The organism is Pseudomonas sp. GM78 (assembly GCF_000282475.1).
In the GTDB taxonomy this organism is placed as follows: Bacteria; Pseudomonadota; Gammaproteobacteria; order Pseudomonadales; family Pseudomonadaceae; genus Aquipseudomonas.
The window spans coordinates 94,221-111,091 of record NZ_AKJF01000056.1 but is presented as its reverse complement, the minus strand read 5'-3'; the positions used below and the strand labels follow the sequence as shown (position 1 = coordinate 111,091).

16 protein-coding genes are annotated in these 16,871 nt (G+C 63.2%); 14 read left to right on the top strand and 2 right to left on the bottom strand.

Annotated features, from left to right (window positions below; genetic code table 11):
* Positions 1-25: 25 nt before the first annotated feature.
* Positions 26-949, bottom strand: coding sequence for a phenylacetic acid degradation operon negative regulatory protein PaaX (gene paaX / locus PMI35_RS25610; RefSeq protein ID WP_008056265.1), 924 nt, complete (start codon positions 947-949; stop codon positions 26-28).
* A 134-nt stretch (positions 950-1,083) separates the two neighbouring features.
* Positions 1,084-1,686 carry a phenylacetic acid degradation protein PaaY gene (gene paaY / locus PMI35_RS25615; protein ID WP_008056263.1) on the bottom strand — a complete coding sequence of 201 codons (603 nt, stop codon included), beginning with the start codon at positions 1,684-1,686 and terminating at the stop codon, positions 1,084-1,086.
* A gap of 348 nt (positions 1,687-2,034) precedes the next feature.
* Between paaY and paaF the strand changes: the two genes are divergently transcribed.
* The 14 genes from paaF to paaZ all read left to right on the top strand — a co-directional run bounded on the left by paaF (position 2,035) and on the right by paaZ (position 16,844).
* The gene (paaF, locus tag PMI35_RS25620; protein WP_008056261.1) at positions 2,035-2,808 is read left to right on the top strand and encodes a 2,3-dehydroadipyl-CoA hydratase PaaF; all 774 of its coding nucleotides are present in this window, start codon (positions 2,035-2,037) and stop codon (positions 2,806-2,808) included.
* Positions 2,809-2,842: 34 nt separating this feature from the next.
* Complete coding sequence (gene paaG, locus PMI35_RS25625; protein ID WP_008056259.1) at positions 2,843-3,634, top strand: 2-(1,2-epoxy-1,2-dihydrophenyl)acetyl-CoA isomerase PaaG; 792 nt, start codon at positions 2,843-2,845, stop codon at positions 3,632-3,634.
* A gap of 3 nt (positions 3,635-3,637) precedes the next feature.
* Entirely contained in the window at positions 3,638-5,155 is a 1,518-nt protein-coding gene (gene paaH / locus PMI35_RS25630; protein ID WP_008056257.1) for a 3-hydroxyacyl-CoA dehydrogenase PaaH, read from the top strand.
* Complete coding sequence (gene paaI / locus PMI35_RS25635) at positions 5,148-5,597, top strand: hydroxyphenylacetyl-CoA thioesterase PaaI (RefSeq protein WP_008056256.1); 450 nt, start codon at positions 5,148-5,150, stop codon at positions 5,595-5,597. The genes paaH and paaI overlap by 8 nt, the downstream gene beginning before the upstream one ends.
* The gene (pcaF, locus tag PMI35_RS25640) at positions 5,590-6,801 is read left to right on the top strand and encodes a 3-oxoadipyl-CoA thiolase (protein ID WP_008056255.1); all 1,212 of its coding nucleotides are present in this window, start codon (positions 5,590-5,592) and stop codon (positions 6,799-6,801) included. Before paaI ends, pcaF begins: the two co-directional genes overlap by 8 nt.
* A 99-nt stretch (positions 6,802-6,900) precedes the next feature.
* Positions 6,901-8,226, top strand: a complete 1,326-nt coding sequence (gene paaK, locus PMI35_RS25645; RefSeq protein ID WP_008056254.1) for a phenylacetate--CoA ligase PaaK — start codon at positions 6,901-6,903, stop codon at positions 8,224-8,226.
* A gap of 669 nt (positions 8,227-8,895) precedes the next feature.
* Positions 8,896-9,885 (top strand): 1,2-phenylacetyl-CoA epoxidase subunit PaaA, encoded by a 990-nt coding sequence (gene paaA, locus PMI35_RS25650; RefSeq protein WP_008056252.1) that lies wholly within the window; start codon positions 8,896-8,898, stop codon positions 9,883-9,885.
* Between the two features lie 28 nt (positions 9,886-9,913).
* Positions 9,914-10,195, top strand: coding sequence for a 1,2-phenylacetyl-CoA epoxidase subunit PaaB (paaB, locus tag PMI35_RS25655; protein ID WP_007943393.1), 282 nt, complete (start codon positions 9,914-9,916; stop codon positions 10,193-10,195).
* Between the two features lie 8 nt (positions 10,196-10,203).
* Positions 10,204-10,965, top strand: coding sequence for a 1,2-phenylacetyl-CoA epoxidase subunit PaaC (gene paaC, locus PMI35_RS25660; RefSeq protein WP_008056250.1), 762 nt, complete (start codon positions 10,204-10,206; stop codon positions 10,963-10,965).
* Positions 10,952-11,485: a 1,2-phenylacetyl-CoA epoxidase subunit PaaD gene (gene paaD / locus PMI35_RS25665; protein WP_008056248.1), complete on the top strand. Its 534-nt coding sequence runs from the start codon at positions 10,952-10,954 to the stop codon at positions 11,483-11,485. Before paaC ends, paaD begins: the two co-directional genes overlap by 14 nt.
* A 31-nt stretch (positions 11,486-11,516) precedes the next feature.
* Positions 11,517-12,593 (top strand): 1,2-phenylacetyl-CoA epoxidase subunit PaaE, encoded by a 1,077-nt coding sequence (gene paaE / locus PMI35_RS25670; protein ID WP_008056247.1) that lies wholly within the window; start codon positions 11,517-11,519, stop codon positions 12,591-12,593.
* A gap of 181 nt (positions 12,594-12,774) precedes the next feature.
* Positions 12,775-13,083: a DUF485 domain-containing protein gene (locus tag PMI35_RS25675; RefSeq protein WP_008056246.1), complete on the top strand. Its 309-nt coding sequence runs from the start codon at positions 12,775-12,777 to the stop codon at positions 13,081-13,083.
* Positions 13,080-14,726 carry a cation acetate symporter gene (locus PMI35_RS25680; protein ID WP_008056245.1) on the top strand — a complete coding sequence of 549 codons (1,647 nt, stop codon included), beginning with the start codon at positions 13,080-13,082 and terminating at the stop codon, positions 14,724-14,726. The genes PMI35_RS25675 and PMI35_RS25680 overlap by 4 nt, the downstream gene beginning before the upstream one ends.
* A 63-nt stretch (positions 14,727-14,789) precedes the next feature.
* Positions 14,790-16,844, top strand: coding sequence for a phenylacetic acid degradation bifunctional protein PaaZ (gene paaZ / locus PMI35_RS25685; protein WP_008056244.1), 2,055 nt, complete (start codon positions 14,790-14,792; stop codon positions 16,842-16,844).
* Positions 16,845-16,871: the final 27 nt, after the last annotated feature.

Sequence of the window (16,871 nt, the reverse complement as noted above, 5' to 3'; positions counted from 1 at the left end):
AGCGACTCTCCCTACCGTCGACGGGTTATTTCAACCCGCCAAAGCGTCGATAAAAACTCTCGCCCACATCCGGCAACGGTCCGTCGGCGGTTTCCAGTGCACTGTTCAGCCATTCCTCGGCCTTGGCGTAGATCAAGCGGTAAATGTTGCGGCACAACTGTCGGGCTGCCCGCCCTTCCCAGTCGCCGGGCAACAACTCGTCCGGCAGTTGCGGGTCGCGCAGCAGCAGTTTGCGGTATTCGTGAATAAGCAGGATCCGCGCCAGGAAGCAGTCAGCCGGCTGCAGGTTTTCCTGCTCGCGCAGTGCTTGCCAGAGCGGGCGGAACAGTTGGATGAACTCGCTGTAGTGGGTCGCCAGTTCCTCGATGTTCCAGCTCTCGCGCACCTGCAGGCGCAGGGCCTTGGAGGCCAGTACGTCCTGGGCCGTGGTTTCGAAGACGATGGTTTCTTCCTGGGCACCGAGGTCGAGCAGCGTCGCGTTGACATCGGTGCGGTCGCTGCGCGGACAGGCCAGCACCACCGGCGAAATCGCACCAAAACCTTGCCATTCCAGCTCTTCGCGCACTTGTTTGCGCTTGTCCTGGGTCAGTTGCGACAACATCACCAGGCACCAGGAACCATCCCAGGCCGGCATGCTGGTGCTGTAGACCCGCTTGAACGCCTTGTCGAAACGCCGGCGACCGGTGCCGGTCAGGCTGTAGTAACTGCGACGACCGACCTTCTCGGCAGTCAGCCAGCCTTCCTTGGTCAGGCGGAAAATCGAGGTGCGGATCAGCCGCTCGTTGATGCCGATCGGTTCGAGCAACTGGATCAGGCTGCCCAGCCAGACGGTCCCGCCATGGGGTTCGATGGCATCACCGTACAGGGTGATGATCAAGGAACTGGCGCGGATCGGCGTCTGCTCTTGAAAGCGTGTAATCAGATGGTTCAAGGGTGTCAGGGACGACATGGGCGTACCGGGCTAAAAAAAAGAAAAGGAATATACCGAAGCACAGCCCCCTGTAGGAGCAAAGCTTGCTTGCGATGGCGTCGTGTCAGTCGATAGCAATGCAGCTGACACACCATCGCGAGCAAGCTTTGCTCCTACAAGGGGTTCGTGTTGCCTTTCGGTCGATGGCTGCTGTCGCTGATCCGCGGCCGATCCGATTCAGGCTCGCTCAACGGCTCGCAAACCTGCATCTGCGTGAGGCAACGCTTGGCCAGCTCTTGATACTCACGAGTACCCGCCTGTTTCCACGCCACTTCCTGATCGCTGAGGGTGCGCTTGACACTGGCCGGCGCGCCCATCACCAGCGACTGCTCCGGGCATTCGAACCCGGCCTTGACGAACGCTGCCGCCGACACGAAAGACCGCGGGCCGATGCGTGCGTTATCCATCACCACGGCATTCATCCCCACCAGCGCGTCGGCGCCGATCCGGCACCCGTGCAGCACGGCGCCGTGGCCGATATGGCCGTTGCGTTCGACCACGGTGTCGCTGTCGGGAAAGCCGTGCATCACGCAGGTGTCCTGAATGTTGGCGCCCTCCTCCAGCACGATCCGCCCGAAATCACCGCGCAGGCTGGCCAGCGGCCCTACATAGCAGTGGGGGCCGATGATCACGTCACCGATCAACACGGCGGACGGATGCACGTAGGCGCTCGGGTCAACCACCGGGGTCAGGCCATCAAGGCTGTAGCAGGTCATGGCAGCTTCCTTCGAAAGCGATGCAAATATTGACTTATTTTGTATCACATCGCTTTTACATTCACAAAGACAAAAAACCGTATCACTTGAAAAGCGCTTTTCCGACGACCTGCTTTTTGCCGTGTAGACAGCCAGAAAACCCAATAAAACCGGGATAAAACCCGCAATTCGCAGCGACTGCATATTACGGATAACAAGCAACACCACCCTCGATAGGACACATTAAACAAACTTTGCTGTTGATTTTGCGTATCGCATTGTAGGTATACTCCGGCAAAACCGGCCCCTGCTGCCGATCCAATAACAAGCCGGCATCACCGCCGAGCGTTCACCGTGAGGGCATCCGCCATGCCTCAAACCCTTGACGTCGAATTCATCGAGCCTGGCGTACGCCTGATTACCCTGCAGCGCCCACAAGCGCTGAACGCCCTGAACACCCAGCTGCTGGGCGAACTGGCTGACCAATTGAGCATCGCCCAAGCCGACCCAGAGACCCGTGCCGTGGTCATGACCGGCAGCCGCAAGGCCTTCGCCGCCGGTGCCGACATCAAGGAAATGGCCGAGCGCGACCTGATCGGCATCCTCGACGACCCGCGCCAGGCCTCATGGCAGGCCATCACCCGCTTCAACAAACCGCTGATCGCCGCCGTCAACGGCTTCGCCCTGGGCGGTGGCTGCGAACTGGCGATGCATGCCGACATCATCATCGCCGGTGAAGACGCGCGTTTCGGCCAGCCGGAAATCAACCTCGGGATCATGCCCGGTGCCGGTGGCACCCAACGCCTGCTGCGCGCCGTCGGCAAATCCATGGCCATGCAAATGGTGCTCACCGGCGAGCCGATTGACGCCCGCCAGGCCCAGCGCGCCGGCCTGGTCAGCGAAGTCACCCAGCCTGAATTCACCGTCGACCGCGCCCTGCAGGTCGCCCGCCAGATCGCCACCAAGGCACCGCTGGCGGTACGCCTGGCCAAGGAAGCGCTGCTCAAGGCCATGGACACCGACCTGGCCAGCGGCCTGCGCTTCGAGCGCCACGCCTTCACCGTGCTGGCCGGCACCCGCGACCGCGATGAAGGCATTGCCGCCTTCCAGGAAAAACGCACGCCGACTTTCACCGGCCAGTAACCCGCCTAACGAATTCCAAGAGAGCGCCAAGACCATGAACTTCGAACACATTCTGTTTTCCATCGAGGCCGGCGTCGCCCTGCTCAGCCTCAATCGTCCGGATCAGCTCAACAGCTTCAACACCCAGATGCATGGCGAAGTGAAGGAAGCGCTGAAACAGGTACGGCAGAACCCCGATGTGCGCGTGCTGCTGCTGACCGGTGAAGGCCGTGGCTTCTGCGCCGGCCAGGATCTGAGCGACCGCAATGTCGCGCCGGGCAGTGCCGTGCCAGACCTGGGCGAGTCCATCGAGAAGTTCTACAACCCGCTGATCCGCCAGCTGCGTGACCTGCCGATGCCGGTGATTTGCGCGGTCAACGGCGTGGCCGCCGGTGCCGGCGCGAACATTCCGCTGGCCTGCGACCTGGTACTGGCCGCGCGTTCGGCCAACTTCATCCAGGCTTTCTGCAAGATCGGCCTGATTCCGGACTCCGGCGGTACCTGGACCCTGCCGCGCCTGGTCGGCATGGCCCGCGCCAAGGCACTGGCTCTGCTCGGCAATCGCCTGAGCGCCGAACAGGCCGAGCAATGGGGGTTGATCTACCGCTGCGTGGAAGACGCCGAACTGCGCGATGAAGCGTTGAAGCTGGCACAACACCTGGCCACCCAGCCGACCTACGGCCTGGCGCTGATCAAACGCAGCCTGAACGCCAGCATGAGCAACAGCTTTGATGAACAGCTGGAACTGGAGCGTGACCTGCAACGCCTGGCCGGGCGCAGCGAGGATTACCGCGAAGGCGTTGGCGCCTTCATGGAAAAACGCACCCCAAGCTTCAAGGGACGCTGAGTCATGAGCGCATTGAACACTTCCGCACGCATCGCCGTGATCGGCGCCGGTGCCATGGGCGCCGGCATTGCCCAGGTCGCGGCGCAGGCCGGGCATCCGGTACTGCTGCTGGACAATCGCCCCGGCGCTGCCGCCCAGGCCATTGAAGGCATCGATCGGCAACTGGGCAAACGGGTCGAGAACGGCAAGCTGTCCGCCGAGTCGCGCAGCGCAACCATCGCCCGCCTGCAGGCCGTGGAGGCCATCGAAGCCCTGGCCGATTGCGACCTGATCATTGAAGCCATCGTCGAGAACCTCGAGGTCAAGCGCGCGCTGTTCCGCCAGCTGGAAGGCATCTGCAGCACGCAGTGCATCCTGGCGAGCAACACTTCGTCGCTGTCGATCACCAGCATCGCTGCGCAGTTGCAACACCCGCAACGCCTGCTCGGCCTGCACTTCTTCAACCCGGCGCCGGTCATGGCGCTGGTGGAAATCGTCTCGGGCCTGGCCAGCGATCCCGCTTTGGCCGAGTGCCTGTACGACACCGCCAAGGCCTGGGGCAAGAAACCGGTGCACACCCGCTCCACGCCGGGTTTCATCGTCAACCGTGTGGCCCGGCCGTTCTACGCCGAAAGCCTGCGCCTGTTGCAGGAAGGCGCCGCCGATTGCCCGACCCTGGATGCGCTGATGCGCGAGGCCGGTGGTTTTGCCATGGGCGCCTTCGAGCTGACCGACCTGATCGGCCATGACGTCAACTATGCCGTGACTTGCTCGGTGTTCGACGCCTATTACCAGGACACCCGCTTCCAGCCATCGTTGATCCAGCAAGAACTGGTGGACGGTGGACGACTGGGGCGCAAGAGCGGACAGGGTTTCTATAGCTACGCCCAAGGCGCCGAACGTCCGCCAGCGGCTGAAATCAGCAGTGCGGCGACCGTCGATGTTTGCGTTGCCGAAGGTGACCTGGGGATCGCCCAAGGCCTGCTTGAGCGCCTGCGCGAACAAGGTATCGAAGTCCTGCAACGCGATGGCCGCGGCTTGCTGCGGGTCGGTGATGCAGTGCTGGCCCTGAGTGACGGGCGCATGGCCTGCCAGCGCGCCCGGGAAGACGGCCTGCGTAACCTGATTCTGTTGGATCTGGCCCACGATTACGCCAAGGCCCAGCGCATCGCGATCAGCTACGCGGCCGGTATTGATCCGCAGGCACTGCAGCAAGGCGTCGCCCTGCTGCAACGGGCCGGGCTCAAGGTCAGCCTGCTCAGCGACAGCCCGGCTCTGGCCGTCCTGCGCACCGTGTCAATGCTCGCCAACGAGGCCGCCGACGCCCTGCTGCAAGGCGTGGCTTCGGCTGCCGACATCGACCTGGCGATGCGCGCCGGGGTCAATTATCCCCAAGGCCCGCTGGCCTGGGCCGATGCCGTGGGTCTGCCGCACATCCTCGACACGCTGGACAACCTGCAAGCCGCGTACGGCGAAGAACGCTACCGGCCATCGCTGCTGCTGCGCCGTCGCGTGGCCGAAGGGAGAAACTTCCATGACTAACCATGAAGCGATGAACCTGGCCAGCGACTGCGCCCAAGCCTTGTTCCAGCGCGACAACGCCAGCCAGGCCATGGGCATGCGCCTGCTGTCCGCCGGCCCCGGTACTGCTCGCGTGGGCATGACCGTGCGCGCGGACATGGTCCAGGGCCACGGCACCTGTCACGGCGGCTACCTGTTCGCCCTCGCCGACTCGGCGTTCGCCTTTGCCTGCAACAGCTACAACGAAGCCACCGTGGCCATCGGCTGCAGCATCGACTACATCGCCCCGGCGCGCCTGGGCGACACGTTGAATGCCGATTGCATCGAGCAAAGCCGCTCCGGCCGCACCGGCAACTACGACGTACGCATTGAAAACCAGCAGGGCCAGTTGATCGCCCTGTTCCACGGCAAGTCCTACAAAGTGCGCGGCTCGGTGCTGGCACAGGAGACCCCAAATGAATGACGCCCTGATCATCGACGCCGTACGCACCCCGATCGGCCGCTACGCCGGAGTGCTGAGCAGCGTGCGCGCCGACGACCTCGGCGCGGTGCCGCTGCGCGAACTGCTGCGCCGCCACCCGCAAGTCGACTGGAACAGCGTGGACGATGTGATCTACGGCTGTGCCAACCAGGCCGGCGAAGACAACCGCAACGTCGCACGCATGTCGGCGCTGCTGGCCGGGTTGCCGGTCAGCGTGCCCGGCACCACCCTCAATCGCCTGTGCGGCTCAGGGCTGGACGCGGTCGGCACGGCGGCGCGGGCGATTCGCAGTGGCGAAACCGGGCTGATGCTGGTCGGTGGCGTGGAATCCATGTCCCGCGCACCCCTGGTGATGGGCAAGGCCGAACAGGCGTTTTCCCGTGCCGCCGAGATTTTCGACACCACCATCGGCTGGCGTTTCGTCAATCCGCTGATGAAAAAGGCCTACGGCATCGACTCCATGCCGGAAACGGCAGAGAACGTCGCCGAACAGTTCAACATCTCCCGGGCCGACCAGGACGCCTTCGCCCTGCGCAGCCAGCAACGCGCTGCCGCTGCCCAGGCCAACGGACGCCTGGCGAAAGAAATCGTCGCGGTGGAAATTCCCCAGCGCAAAGGCCCGGCCAAAGTGGTCGAGCACGACGAGCACCCACGCGGCGACACCACCCTTGAGCAACTGGCCAAACTGGGCACGCCGTTCCGTGAAGGCGGCAGCATCACCGCCGGCAACGCCTCGGGCGTCAACGACGGTGCCTGCGCCCTGCTGCTGGCAAGCCCCGAAGCCGCCAAACGCCACGGCCTGACCGCCCGCGGTCGGGTGGTGGCGATGGCGACCGCTGGCGTCGAGCCGCGCATCATGGGCATCGGCCCGGTGCCGGCCACCCGCAAGGTGCTGGAGGTTGCAAACCTGAGCCTGGCGGACATGGACGTGATCGAGCTCAACGAAGCCTTTGCCGCGCAGGGCCTGGCGGTATTGCGCGAACTGGGCTTGAGCGACACCGACCCACGGGTCAACCCCAACGGCGGCGCCATCGCCCTGGGCCACCCGCTGGGCATGAGCGGCGCTCGCCTGGTCACCACCGCCCTGCACGAACTTGAGGAACGCAATGGCCGCTATGCCCTGTGCACCATGTGCATCGGTGTCGGCCAAGGGATCGCGCTGATCATCGAGCGTCTATCCCACTAAAGAATCGCGATTCCCGGGGAGCCGAGAGGTATCCTTGGGGCATGCACTCAAAGCCCCTGCATGCAGGGGCCGGAACACAAAAACAATTCGAGTGAACACATGAACATGCCAATTGCCCAAGCCGTGCTAGATCCCGTGCTGGACCCGCTGGAAACCGCCAGCATCGACGAGCTGCGCCAGCATCAGCTGGAGCGCCTGCGCTGGAGCCTGAACCACGCCTACAAGAATGTGCCGCTGTACCGTCAGCGCTTCGATGCGCTGGGCGTGCACCCGGACGACATCAAGTCCCTCGACGACCTGGCGAAATTCCCCTTCACCACCAAGTCCGACCTGCGCGACAACTACCCCTACGGCATGTTTGCCGTGCCAATGCACGACGTGGTGCGCCTGCACGCGTCCAGCGGCACCACCGGCAAACCGACCGTCGTCGGCTACACCCAGAACGACATCGACACCTGGGCCAACGTGGTTGCGCGCTCGATCCGCGCGGCGGGTGGCCGACGTGGCGACAAGGTGCACATCTCCTACGGCTACGGCCTGTTCACCGGCGGCCTGGGCGCGCACTACGGCGCCGAGCGCCTGGGTTGCACAGTGATCCCGATGTCCGGCGGCCAGACCGAAAAACAAGTGCAGCTGATCAAGGATTTCCAGCCGGACATCATCATGGTCACGCCGTCCTACATGCTCAACATCGCCGACGAGATCGAGCGCCAGGGCATCGACCCGCACAAACTGGCCCTGCGCCTGGGCATCTTCGGCGCCGAGCCGTGGACCGCCGAGCTGCGCAGCGCCATCGAAGCGCGCATGGGCATCACCGCCCTGGACATCTACGGCCTCTCGGAAATCATGGGCCCGGGTGTCGCCATGGAATGCGCCGAGACCAAGGACGGCCCGACCATCTGGGAAGACCACTTCTACCCGGAAATCATCGACCCGGTCACCGGCGAAGTGCTGCCGGACGGTCAGATGGGCGAACTGGTGTTCACCTCCCTGAGCAAAGAAGCCCTGCCGATGATCCGCTACCGCACCCGCGACCTGACGCGCCTGCTGCCGGGCACCGCGCGGCCGATGCGGCGCATCGACAAGATCACCGGGCGCAGCGATGACATGCTGATCATCCGCGGGGTAAACGTGTTCCCGACGCAGATCGAGGAGCAGGTGCTGAAAATCAAACAGCTTTCCGAGTGCTACGAGATCCATCTGTATCGCAATGGCAACCTGGACAGCGTTGATGTGCACGTGGAACTCAAGGCCGAGCATCAGCACCTGAGCGACGAACAGCAGAAGGCTGTGTGTGGCGAGCTGAGCAAGCACATCAAGACCTACATCGGGATCAGCTCGCGGATCGTCCTGCAGCCTTTCCACTCGATCAAGCGTTCCGAGGGCAAGGCCTGCCACGTGGTGGATAAACGCCCTAAAGCATGACTGCTGCACCCCTTTGAGCCCCGCTGATGCGGGGCTTTTTTTTGCCTTTTCTGCGCGGCGACCTCAGGTCCATCGCGAGCAGGCTCGCTCCCACAATTGGATTGGGTACATCCGCGCAAATCAGGTCGGCCTGTCAGGCCACCAAGATCAAAAGATCGCAGCCTCCGGCAGCTCCTACAGGGACCGCGCCAACAATGAGGTCGAGTGTCAGCTCGCCTCGGCTGCTTTTGATTTTGATCCACCCGCCCCTTCGGGAGGCTGAGTGGAGGTGTTCATCCGGGGATTGGCGCGCAGCGCCGTTCGACGCAGTCGAACACATCGCATGTAGGTGCCAGCGAAGCCAACCGGAGGGCGATGCCCCCGGATGAATGCCGGAGCGAAGGAACGCCGAGCCCCAGCGAGGGGCCGGACGCTCGGGGCGAGCCTTTTTTTGCTTACTTTTTTTTGGCGCTTGAAAAAAAAGTGAGTCGCCGTAAGGGCGAAACCATAGGCGGCCGTTACCGAAGAAATGGATATGTACGCCGACCTCCCTACCCCCCCCAAAACCACCACTCATCCCAAAGCGATACAAAAACAAATACGACACGTCATTTTCTGTTTGATATTAATTTCTGTATCGCTTATAAAGTTCTCCATGCCCTCGAACAGATTCACGGCGGGAGACCCCCCATGTACGCACAGCTCGTAGAAACAGGCGTAAAGCGCATCAAAGACCTCTCGGAGATGTCCGATGAGGAGCGCGCCTTCCAGGAAAAAATCGATTCAGAAATCAAGATCGAAGCCAAGAACTGGATGCCAGATGCCTATCGGCAAACCCTGATCCGGCAGATTTCCCAGCACGCCCACTCGGAAATCGTCGGCATGCTCCCGGAAGGCAACTGGGTCACCCGTGCGCCGAGCCTCAAACGCAAACTGCAATTGATGGCCAAGATCCAGGACGAAGCCGGTCACGGCCTGTACCTGTACAGCGCCATGGAAACCCTGGGTGCCGACCGCGATGAAGAGATCGCCAAGCTGCACAGCGGCAAGGCCAAGTATTCGAGCATCTTCAATTACCCGACGCTGAACTGGGCCGACATGGGCGCGGTGGGCTGGCTGGTGGATGGCGCGGCGATCGTCAACCAGGTGGTGCTGCAGCGCACCTCCTACGGTCCGTACTCGCGGGCGATGATCCGCATCTGCAAGGAAGAGAGCTTCCACCAGCGCCAGGGCTACGAAATCCTCCTGACCATGATGCGTCACGGTACCCAGGCGCAAAAAGACATGGTCCAGGACGCGATCAACCGCCTGTGGTGGCCGTCGCTGATGATGTTCGGCCCTAGCGATGAACATTCGCCGAACAGCGCGCAATCCATGGCCTGGAAAATCAAGCGCCAGAGCAACGACGAACTGCGCCAGCGCTTCATCGACCAGACCATCCCGCAGCTGGAACTGCTGGGCTGCACCTGCCCTGACCCGGACCTGAAGTGGAACGCCGAAACCGGCCACTACGACTTCGGCCAGATCCAGTGGGACGAATTCTACGAAGTGCTCAAGGGCAACGGCCCGTGCAACCAGGAACGCGTCGCCACCCGCCGTAAGGCGATTGAAGACGGCGCCTGGGTGCGTGAAGCCGCCGTCGCCCACGCCCGCAAAAAACAAAACAAGAACGCCGCCTGATTCGGCCACCTGATGTGGAGTAATTGAAATGTCCGAGTGGACCCTCTTCGAAGTCTTCGTGCGCAGCAAGCACGGCCTCAACCACAAACACGTCGGCAGCGTGCATGCCGCCGACACCACCATGGCCATCGAGAACGCGCGCGAGCTGTACACCCGTCGCAGCGAAGGCGTGAGCCTGTGGGTAGTGCCGTCGGCGCTGATCACCGCTTCGTCGCCGGATGAAAAAGACCCGCTGTTCGACCCGTCGGACGACAAGGTCTACCGCCATGCCAGCTTCTACGAGCTGCCGGCCGAAGTCGGGCACATGTGAGGTCGACCATGAATAACAAGACCGATCTGATCGAATACCTGCTGCGCCTGGGCGACAGCGCCCTGATCCAGGGCCAGCGCCTGTGCCAGTGGTGCGGCAAGGCCCCGGCACTGGAAGAAGAGCTGGCACTGATGAACGTCGGCCTCGACCTGGTGGGCCAGGCGCGCAACTGGCTGGATTATGCCGCCGAGCTGCTGGACGACGGCCGCGACGCCGATGACCTGGCGTTCCGCCGCGACGAACGTGCCTACCGCAACCTGCTGCTGGTGGAACAACCCAACGGCGATTACGCGGTAACCATCCTCAAGCAGTTCCTGTATGACGCCTGGCACCTGCCGGTCCTCCAGGGCCTGAGCCAGTCCAGCGATGAGCGCATCGCCGGGATCGCCGCCAAAGCAGTGAAGGAAGTCACCTATCACCTGCGCCGCTCCGGCGAGTGGGTCGAGCGCCTGGGAGACGGCACCGAGGAAAGCCACAAACGCATGCTCGCGGCCATCCCCGAGGTCTGGCGCTTCACCGTTGAACTGATCGCCGCCGATGACAGCGAGCAGCGCCTGTGCGCAGCCGGCATCACCCCGGACATCGCCAGCGTAGCGGCGCAATGGCAAGCCAAGGTCAACCAGATCTTCGCCAGCGCCACCCTGCCCGTGCCGGCCGCGCCAAGCTATTTCTACCTGAATGCGCGCAAGGGCCTGCACACCGAGCACTTGGGCATCCTGCTGGCCGAAATGCAGTTCCTGCCACGAGCGTACCCCGATGCAACCTGGTGAGCTGATCGCCAGCGACCTCGGCGCCCGGCCGGCTCAACCGACCGACCTGGCGGCTGCCTGGGCGATTCTGTCCGAAGTCATGGACCCGGAAGTGCCGGTGGTCAGCGTGGTTGACTTAGGGATTGTCCGCGATCTCGATTGGCAGGCCGGGCACTTGCACGTGGTGGTCACCCCGACCTACTCCGGCTGCCCCGCCACCGAAGTGATCGAGGGCGATATCCGTGAGGCGCTGGAGCAGGCCGGCTTCCAGGCGCCGAACCTGGAGCGCCGATTGACCCCGGCCTGGACCACCGACTGGATCACTGACGGCGGCCGCGAACGCCTGCGCGCCTACGGCATTGCGCCGCCCGAGGGCAGCACCAGCAAACGCAGCCTGCTCGGTGAGAGCCCGGTGATCGCCTGCCCGCAATGTGGCAGCGTCCACACCGAGGTGCTCAGCGAGTTTGGCTCCACCGCGTGCAAGGCGCTGTATCGCTGCGTCGATTGCCGGGAACCGTTCGACTATTTCAAGTGCATCTGAGCGGCATCGGCCGTCCAGCTGGAGAACAACAATGAGCAAATTTCACAGCCTGACCATCAAGGATGTGCGCACCGAGACCCGTGACGCGGTGTCCATCGCCTTCGAGATTCCGCAGCACCTGCAAGACAGCTTTCATTACACCCAGGGCCAGCACCTGGTGATGCGCACCCAGCTGGACGGCGAAGAAGTGCGCCGCTCCTACTCGATCTGCACCGGGGTCAATGACGGTGAACTGCGCGTGGCGATCAAGCGCGTGGCCGGCGGACGCTTTTCCGCGTTTGCCAACGAGCAGCTCAAGGCCGGGCACAGCCTGGAAGTGATGCCGCCCGCCGGGCATTTCAGCGTGGAACTTGACCCTGCTCGCCACGGCAACTACCTGGCGGTCGCGGCCGGCAGTGGCATCACGCCGATCCTGTCGATCATCAAGACCACCCTGGAAACCGAGCCCAACAGCCGCGTCACCCTGCTGTACGGCAACCGCTCCAGCTCCGGCGCCCTGTTTCGCGAACAGCTGGAAGACCTGAAGAACCGCTACCTGCAACGCCTGAACCTGATCTTCGTGTTCAGCCGCGAGCAGCAGGACGTCGACCTGTACAACGGCCGGATCAACGCCGAGAAATGCGAGCAGCTGTTCAGCCGCTGGCTCGACGTCAAGACCCTCGACGCCGCCTTCATCTGCGGCCCGCAGGAAATGACCGAGACCGTGCGCGACAGCCTCAAGGCCAAGGGCATGGCGCCGACACGCATTCATTTCGAACTGTTCGCCGCCGCTGGCAGCCAGCAGAAACGCGAAGCCCGCGAAGCCGCCCGCCAGGTCGATGCGGCGGTCAGCCAGATCACCGTGATCAGCGATGGCCGCGCCCTGGCTTTCGACCTGCCGCGCAACAGCCAGAGCATCCTCGATGCCGGCAACGCCCAGGGCGCCGAACTGCCCTATTCGTGCAAGGCCGGCGTGTGCTCGACGTGCAAATGCAAGGTCATCGAAGGCGAAGTGGAAATGGACAGCAACCACGCCCTGGAAGACTACGAAGTGGCCGCCGGCTATGTGCTGTCGTGCCAGGCCTTCCCTATCAGCGACAAGGTGGTGCTGGATTTCGATCAGCTCTGATATCCGATCTACCGGACTTACACAAAACCCTGTGCGACGATTCGACTTGCCCGCGATGAGGCCATCAGATTCAACATTGATGTCGCCTGATATTCCGTCTTCGCGGGCAAGCCCGCTCCCACAATGATCTGTGTTGTATCCCATAGCGGCCCCCACAACAAAAACAACAAAGGACACCACCATGAGCCCCAAAGACATAGAACTCATCCACCAGCACCCCGACTTCATCCAGTTGGTACGCCGCAAGCAGGCGCTGTACTGGTCGCTGTCGCTGATCATGCTGGTGATCTATTTCGGCTTTGTCCTGCTGGTGGCGTTCTCCCCCTCCACCCTCGGCCAGTCCCTGAGCGGCGGCGTGACCACCGTGGGCATGCTGGTGGGTGTGGTGATCGTGGTGCTGGCCTTTGCCTTGACCGGTTTCTATGTCTATCGCGCCAACAACGTGATCGACCCGCTGAACGAAAAACTCAAGCAGGAGTGCATCCGATGAGCCGCCTTCTCGCGTTGTTCCTGCTGCCGCTGGCAGTGGTGACGGACATGGCCGTGGCTGCCGACGGCGCCTCCCGTCCGCTGAACTGGAACGCCATCGGCATGTTCATGCTGTTCGTCCTGTTCACCCTTGGCGTAACCCGCTGGGCCGCCTTGCGCACGCGCTCGGCCAGTGACTTCTACACCGCCGGCGGCGGCATGACCGGTTTCCAGAACGGCCTGGCGATTGCCGGCGACATGATCTCGGCAGCGTCCTTCCTCGGCATTTCCGCGATGATGTTCCTCAACGGCTACGACGGCTTGCTCTACGCCTTGGGCGTGCTGGCTGGCTGGCCGATCATCCTGTTCCTGATCGCCGAACGCCTGCGCAACCTCGGTAAGTACACCTTCGCCGATGTGGTCTCCTATCGCCTGGAGCAAACGCCGGTGCGCCTGACCTCGGCCTTCGGCACCCTGACCGTCGCACTGATGTACCTGGTGGCGCAGATGGTCGGCGCCGGCAAGCTGATCGAATTGCTGTTCGGCATCGACTACCTCTATGCGGTGATGCTGGTCGGCGTGTTGATGGTGTTCTACGTGACCTTCGGCGGCATGCTCGCCACCACCTGGGTGCAAATCATCAAGGCGGTGATGCTGCTGTTCGGCACCAGTTTCATGGCGTTCATGGTGCTCAAGCATTTCGGTTTCAGCACCGAAGCGATGTTCGCCGGCGCCACTGCCGTACACGCCAAGGGCAGCGCGATCATGGCGCCCGGCGCCTTGCTGTCGAATCCGATCGATGCGATTTCCCTGGGGCTGGGCATGATATTCGGCACCGCCGGACTGCCACACATCCTGATGCGTTTCTTCACCGTCAGCGACGCCAGGGAAGCGCGTAAAAGCGTGTTCTACGCCACCGGTTTCATCGGCTACTTCTACCTGTTGCTGATCATCGTCGGCTTCGGCGCGATCGTCATGGTCGGCACCGATCCGGCGTACCGCGATGCGGCTGGCGCGATCATCGGCGGCGGCAACATGGTCGCCGTGCATTTGGCCCAGGCCGTCGGCGGCAACCTGTTCCTCGGGTTCATCTCGGCGGTGGCCTTCGCCACCATTCTCGCGGTGGTGGCCGGGCTGGCGCTGTCCGGCGCCTCGGCGGTGTCCCACGACCTGTATGCCTGCGTGATGCGCAAGGGCCAGGCCAGCGAGCAGCAGGAAATGCGCGTATCGCGAATCGCCACGCTGTGCATCGGTGTGCTGGCGATCATCCTCGGCCTGTTGTTCGAATCGCAGAACATCGCCTTCCTGTCCGGCCTGGTACTGGCCATCGCGGCGTCGGTGAATTTCCCGGTGCTGTTCCTTTCGATGTACTGGAAAGGCCTGACCACCCGTGGCGCAGTCATCGGCAGCCTGATGGGCCTGGTGTCGGCCATCGTCTTGCTGATGTTGAGCCCGGCGGTGTGGGTCAACGTGCTGCATCACGACAAGGCGCTGTTCCCGTATTCCAACCCGGCGTTGTTTTCCATGAGCCTGGCCTTTCTCAGCGCCTGGCTGTTTTCCGTCACCGACCGTTCGCCACGTGCCGCCCTTGAGCGCGGCCGTTACCTGGCGCAGTTCATTCGTTCCATGACCGGCATCGGCGCTTCGGGCGCCAGCCAACACTAATCCTTTATGACCGGCGCGGCTGACACCGCGCCAGACACACTGACCAAACCCGGAGCAATCCTGATGTCTCATACACCTACCCTGCAAAGCTTCATCGCCGGTCGCTGGATCGGCCAGCAAGGCGCGCAAATCCTGCGCAGCGCCATCGACGGCCATGACATTGCATGCACTCATGAAGAGCGTCCGGACTTCGCCGAAGCCATCGAACACGGTCGCCGCCAAGGCGTCAGCGGCCTGATGGCGCTGGACTTCCAGCAACGTGCCCAGCGCCTGAAGGCCCTGGCCCTGTACCTCGCCGAGCGCAAGGAACAGCTCTACGCGATTTCCCACCACAGCGGCGCGACCCGTGCCGACAGCTGGATCGACATCGAAGGCGGCAACAGCACGCTGTTCACCTACGCCAGCCTCGGTGCCCGCGAGTTGCCGTCGGGCAACGTGGTCCACGAAGGCCCGGCGCTGCAACTGAGCAAGATGGGCACCTTCGCCGGCACCCACATCCTGGTGCCGCGCGGTGGCGTGGCGGTCCACATCAACGCCTTCAACTTCCCGATCTGGGGCATGCTGGAAAAATTCGCGCCGAGCTTCCTCGCCGGCATGCCGTGCATCGTCAAGCCAGCCAGCGCCACCAGCTACCTGACCGAAGCCGTGGTACGCCTGATGGACGAATCCGGCCTGTTGCCAGCGGGCAGCCTGCAGCTGATCATCGGTGGCACCGGTGACCTGCTCGACCGCCTGCAAGGCCAGGACGTGGTGACCTTTACCGGTTCCGCCGACACCGCCGCCAAGCTGCGGGTCAACCCGAACCTGATCCGCAACTCGGTGCCGTTCACCGCCGAAGCCGATTCGCTGAACTGCGCGATCCTCGCCCCGGACGTCACCCCGGACGACGAAGAGTTCGAGCTGTTCATCAAGGAAGTCGCCCGGGAAATGACCACCAAGGCCGGGCAGAAATGCACCGCCATCCGCCGCGCCATCGTCCCAGCCAAGCACATCGATGCAGTCGCTACTCGCCTGCGTGATCGCCTGGCCAAAGTGGTGGTCGGCGATCCATCGGTGGAAGGTGTGCGCATGGGTGCGCTGGCGTCCCACGATCAACAGAAAGATGTGGCCGAGCGCCTGGAAATGCTGTTGCAGAGCAGCGACCTGCTGTTCGGCGCCCGCGACGGCTTCGAACCGCGCGGCGAGAACGTCGACAAGGGCGCATTCTTCGCCCCGACCCTGTTGCAGGCCCGCGACCCGCATGCCGAAGGCGGCGCTCACGACATCGAAGCGTTCGGCCCGGTCAGCACTCTGATGGCCTACGACGATCTGGACGAAGCACTGGCCCTGGCCGCACGCGGCAAAGGCAGCCTGGTGGCCAGCCTGGTAACCAAGGACCCACAAATCGCGGCCAAAGCGATTCCGGTAGCCGCTGCCTTGCACGGCCGTCTGCTGGTGCTGGACCGCAACTGCGCCGGTGAATCCACCGGTCACGGCTCGCCTCTGCCACAACTCAAGCACGGCGGCCCGGGTCGTGCCGGTGGCGGTGAAGAACTCGGCGGCCTGCGTGCGGTGAAACACTACCTGCAACGCGCGGCGGTACAAGGTTCGCCGACCATGCTGGCAGCGGTCACCGGCGAATACGTACGCGGTGCCAAGGTCATCGAAACCGAAGTGCACCCGTTCCGTCGCTTCTTCCAGGACCTGCAGATCGGCGAGTCGCTGCTGACTCACCGCCGCACCGTCACCGAAGCCGACCTGGTGAACTTCGGCTGTCTGTCGGGCGACCATTTCTACATGCACTTCGACGACATCGCAGCCAAGGAATCGCAATTCGGCAAGCGCATCGCCCACGGCTACTTCGTGCTGTCGGCTGCCGCCGGCCTGTTCGTATCCCCTGGCGTCGGCCCGGTCCTGGCCAACTACGGCCTCGACACTCTGCGTTTCATCAACCCGGTGGGCATCGGCGACACCATCCAGGCGCGCCTGACCTGCAAACGCAAGATTGACCAGGGCAAGAAGAGCCCGCAAGGCATCCCGCAAGGGGTGGTGGCGTGGGATGTGGAAGTGACCAACCAGCTCGGTGAGCTGGTGGCGAGCTATGACATTCTGACCCTGGTAGTGAAGCGCGAAGACTGATCCTCATCCGGCATCGCTGTCGGATAC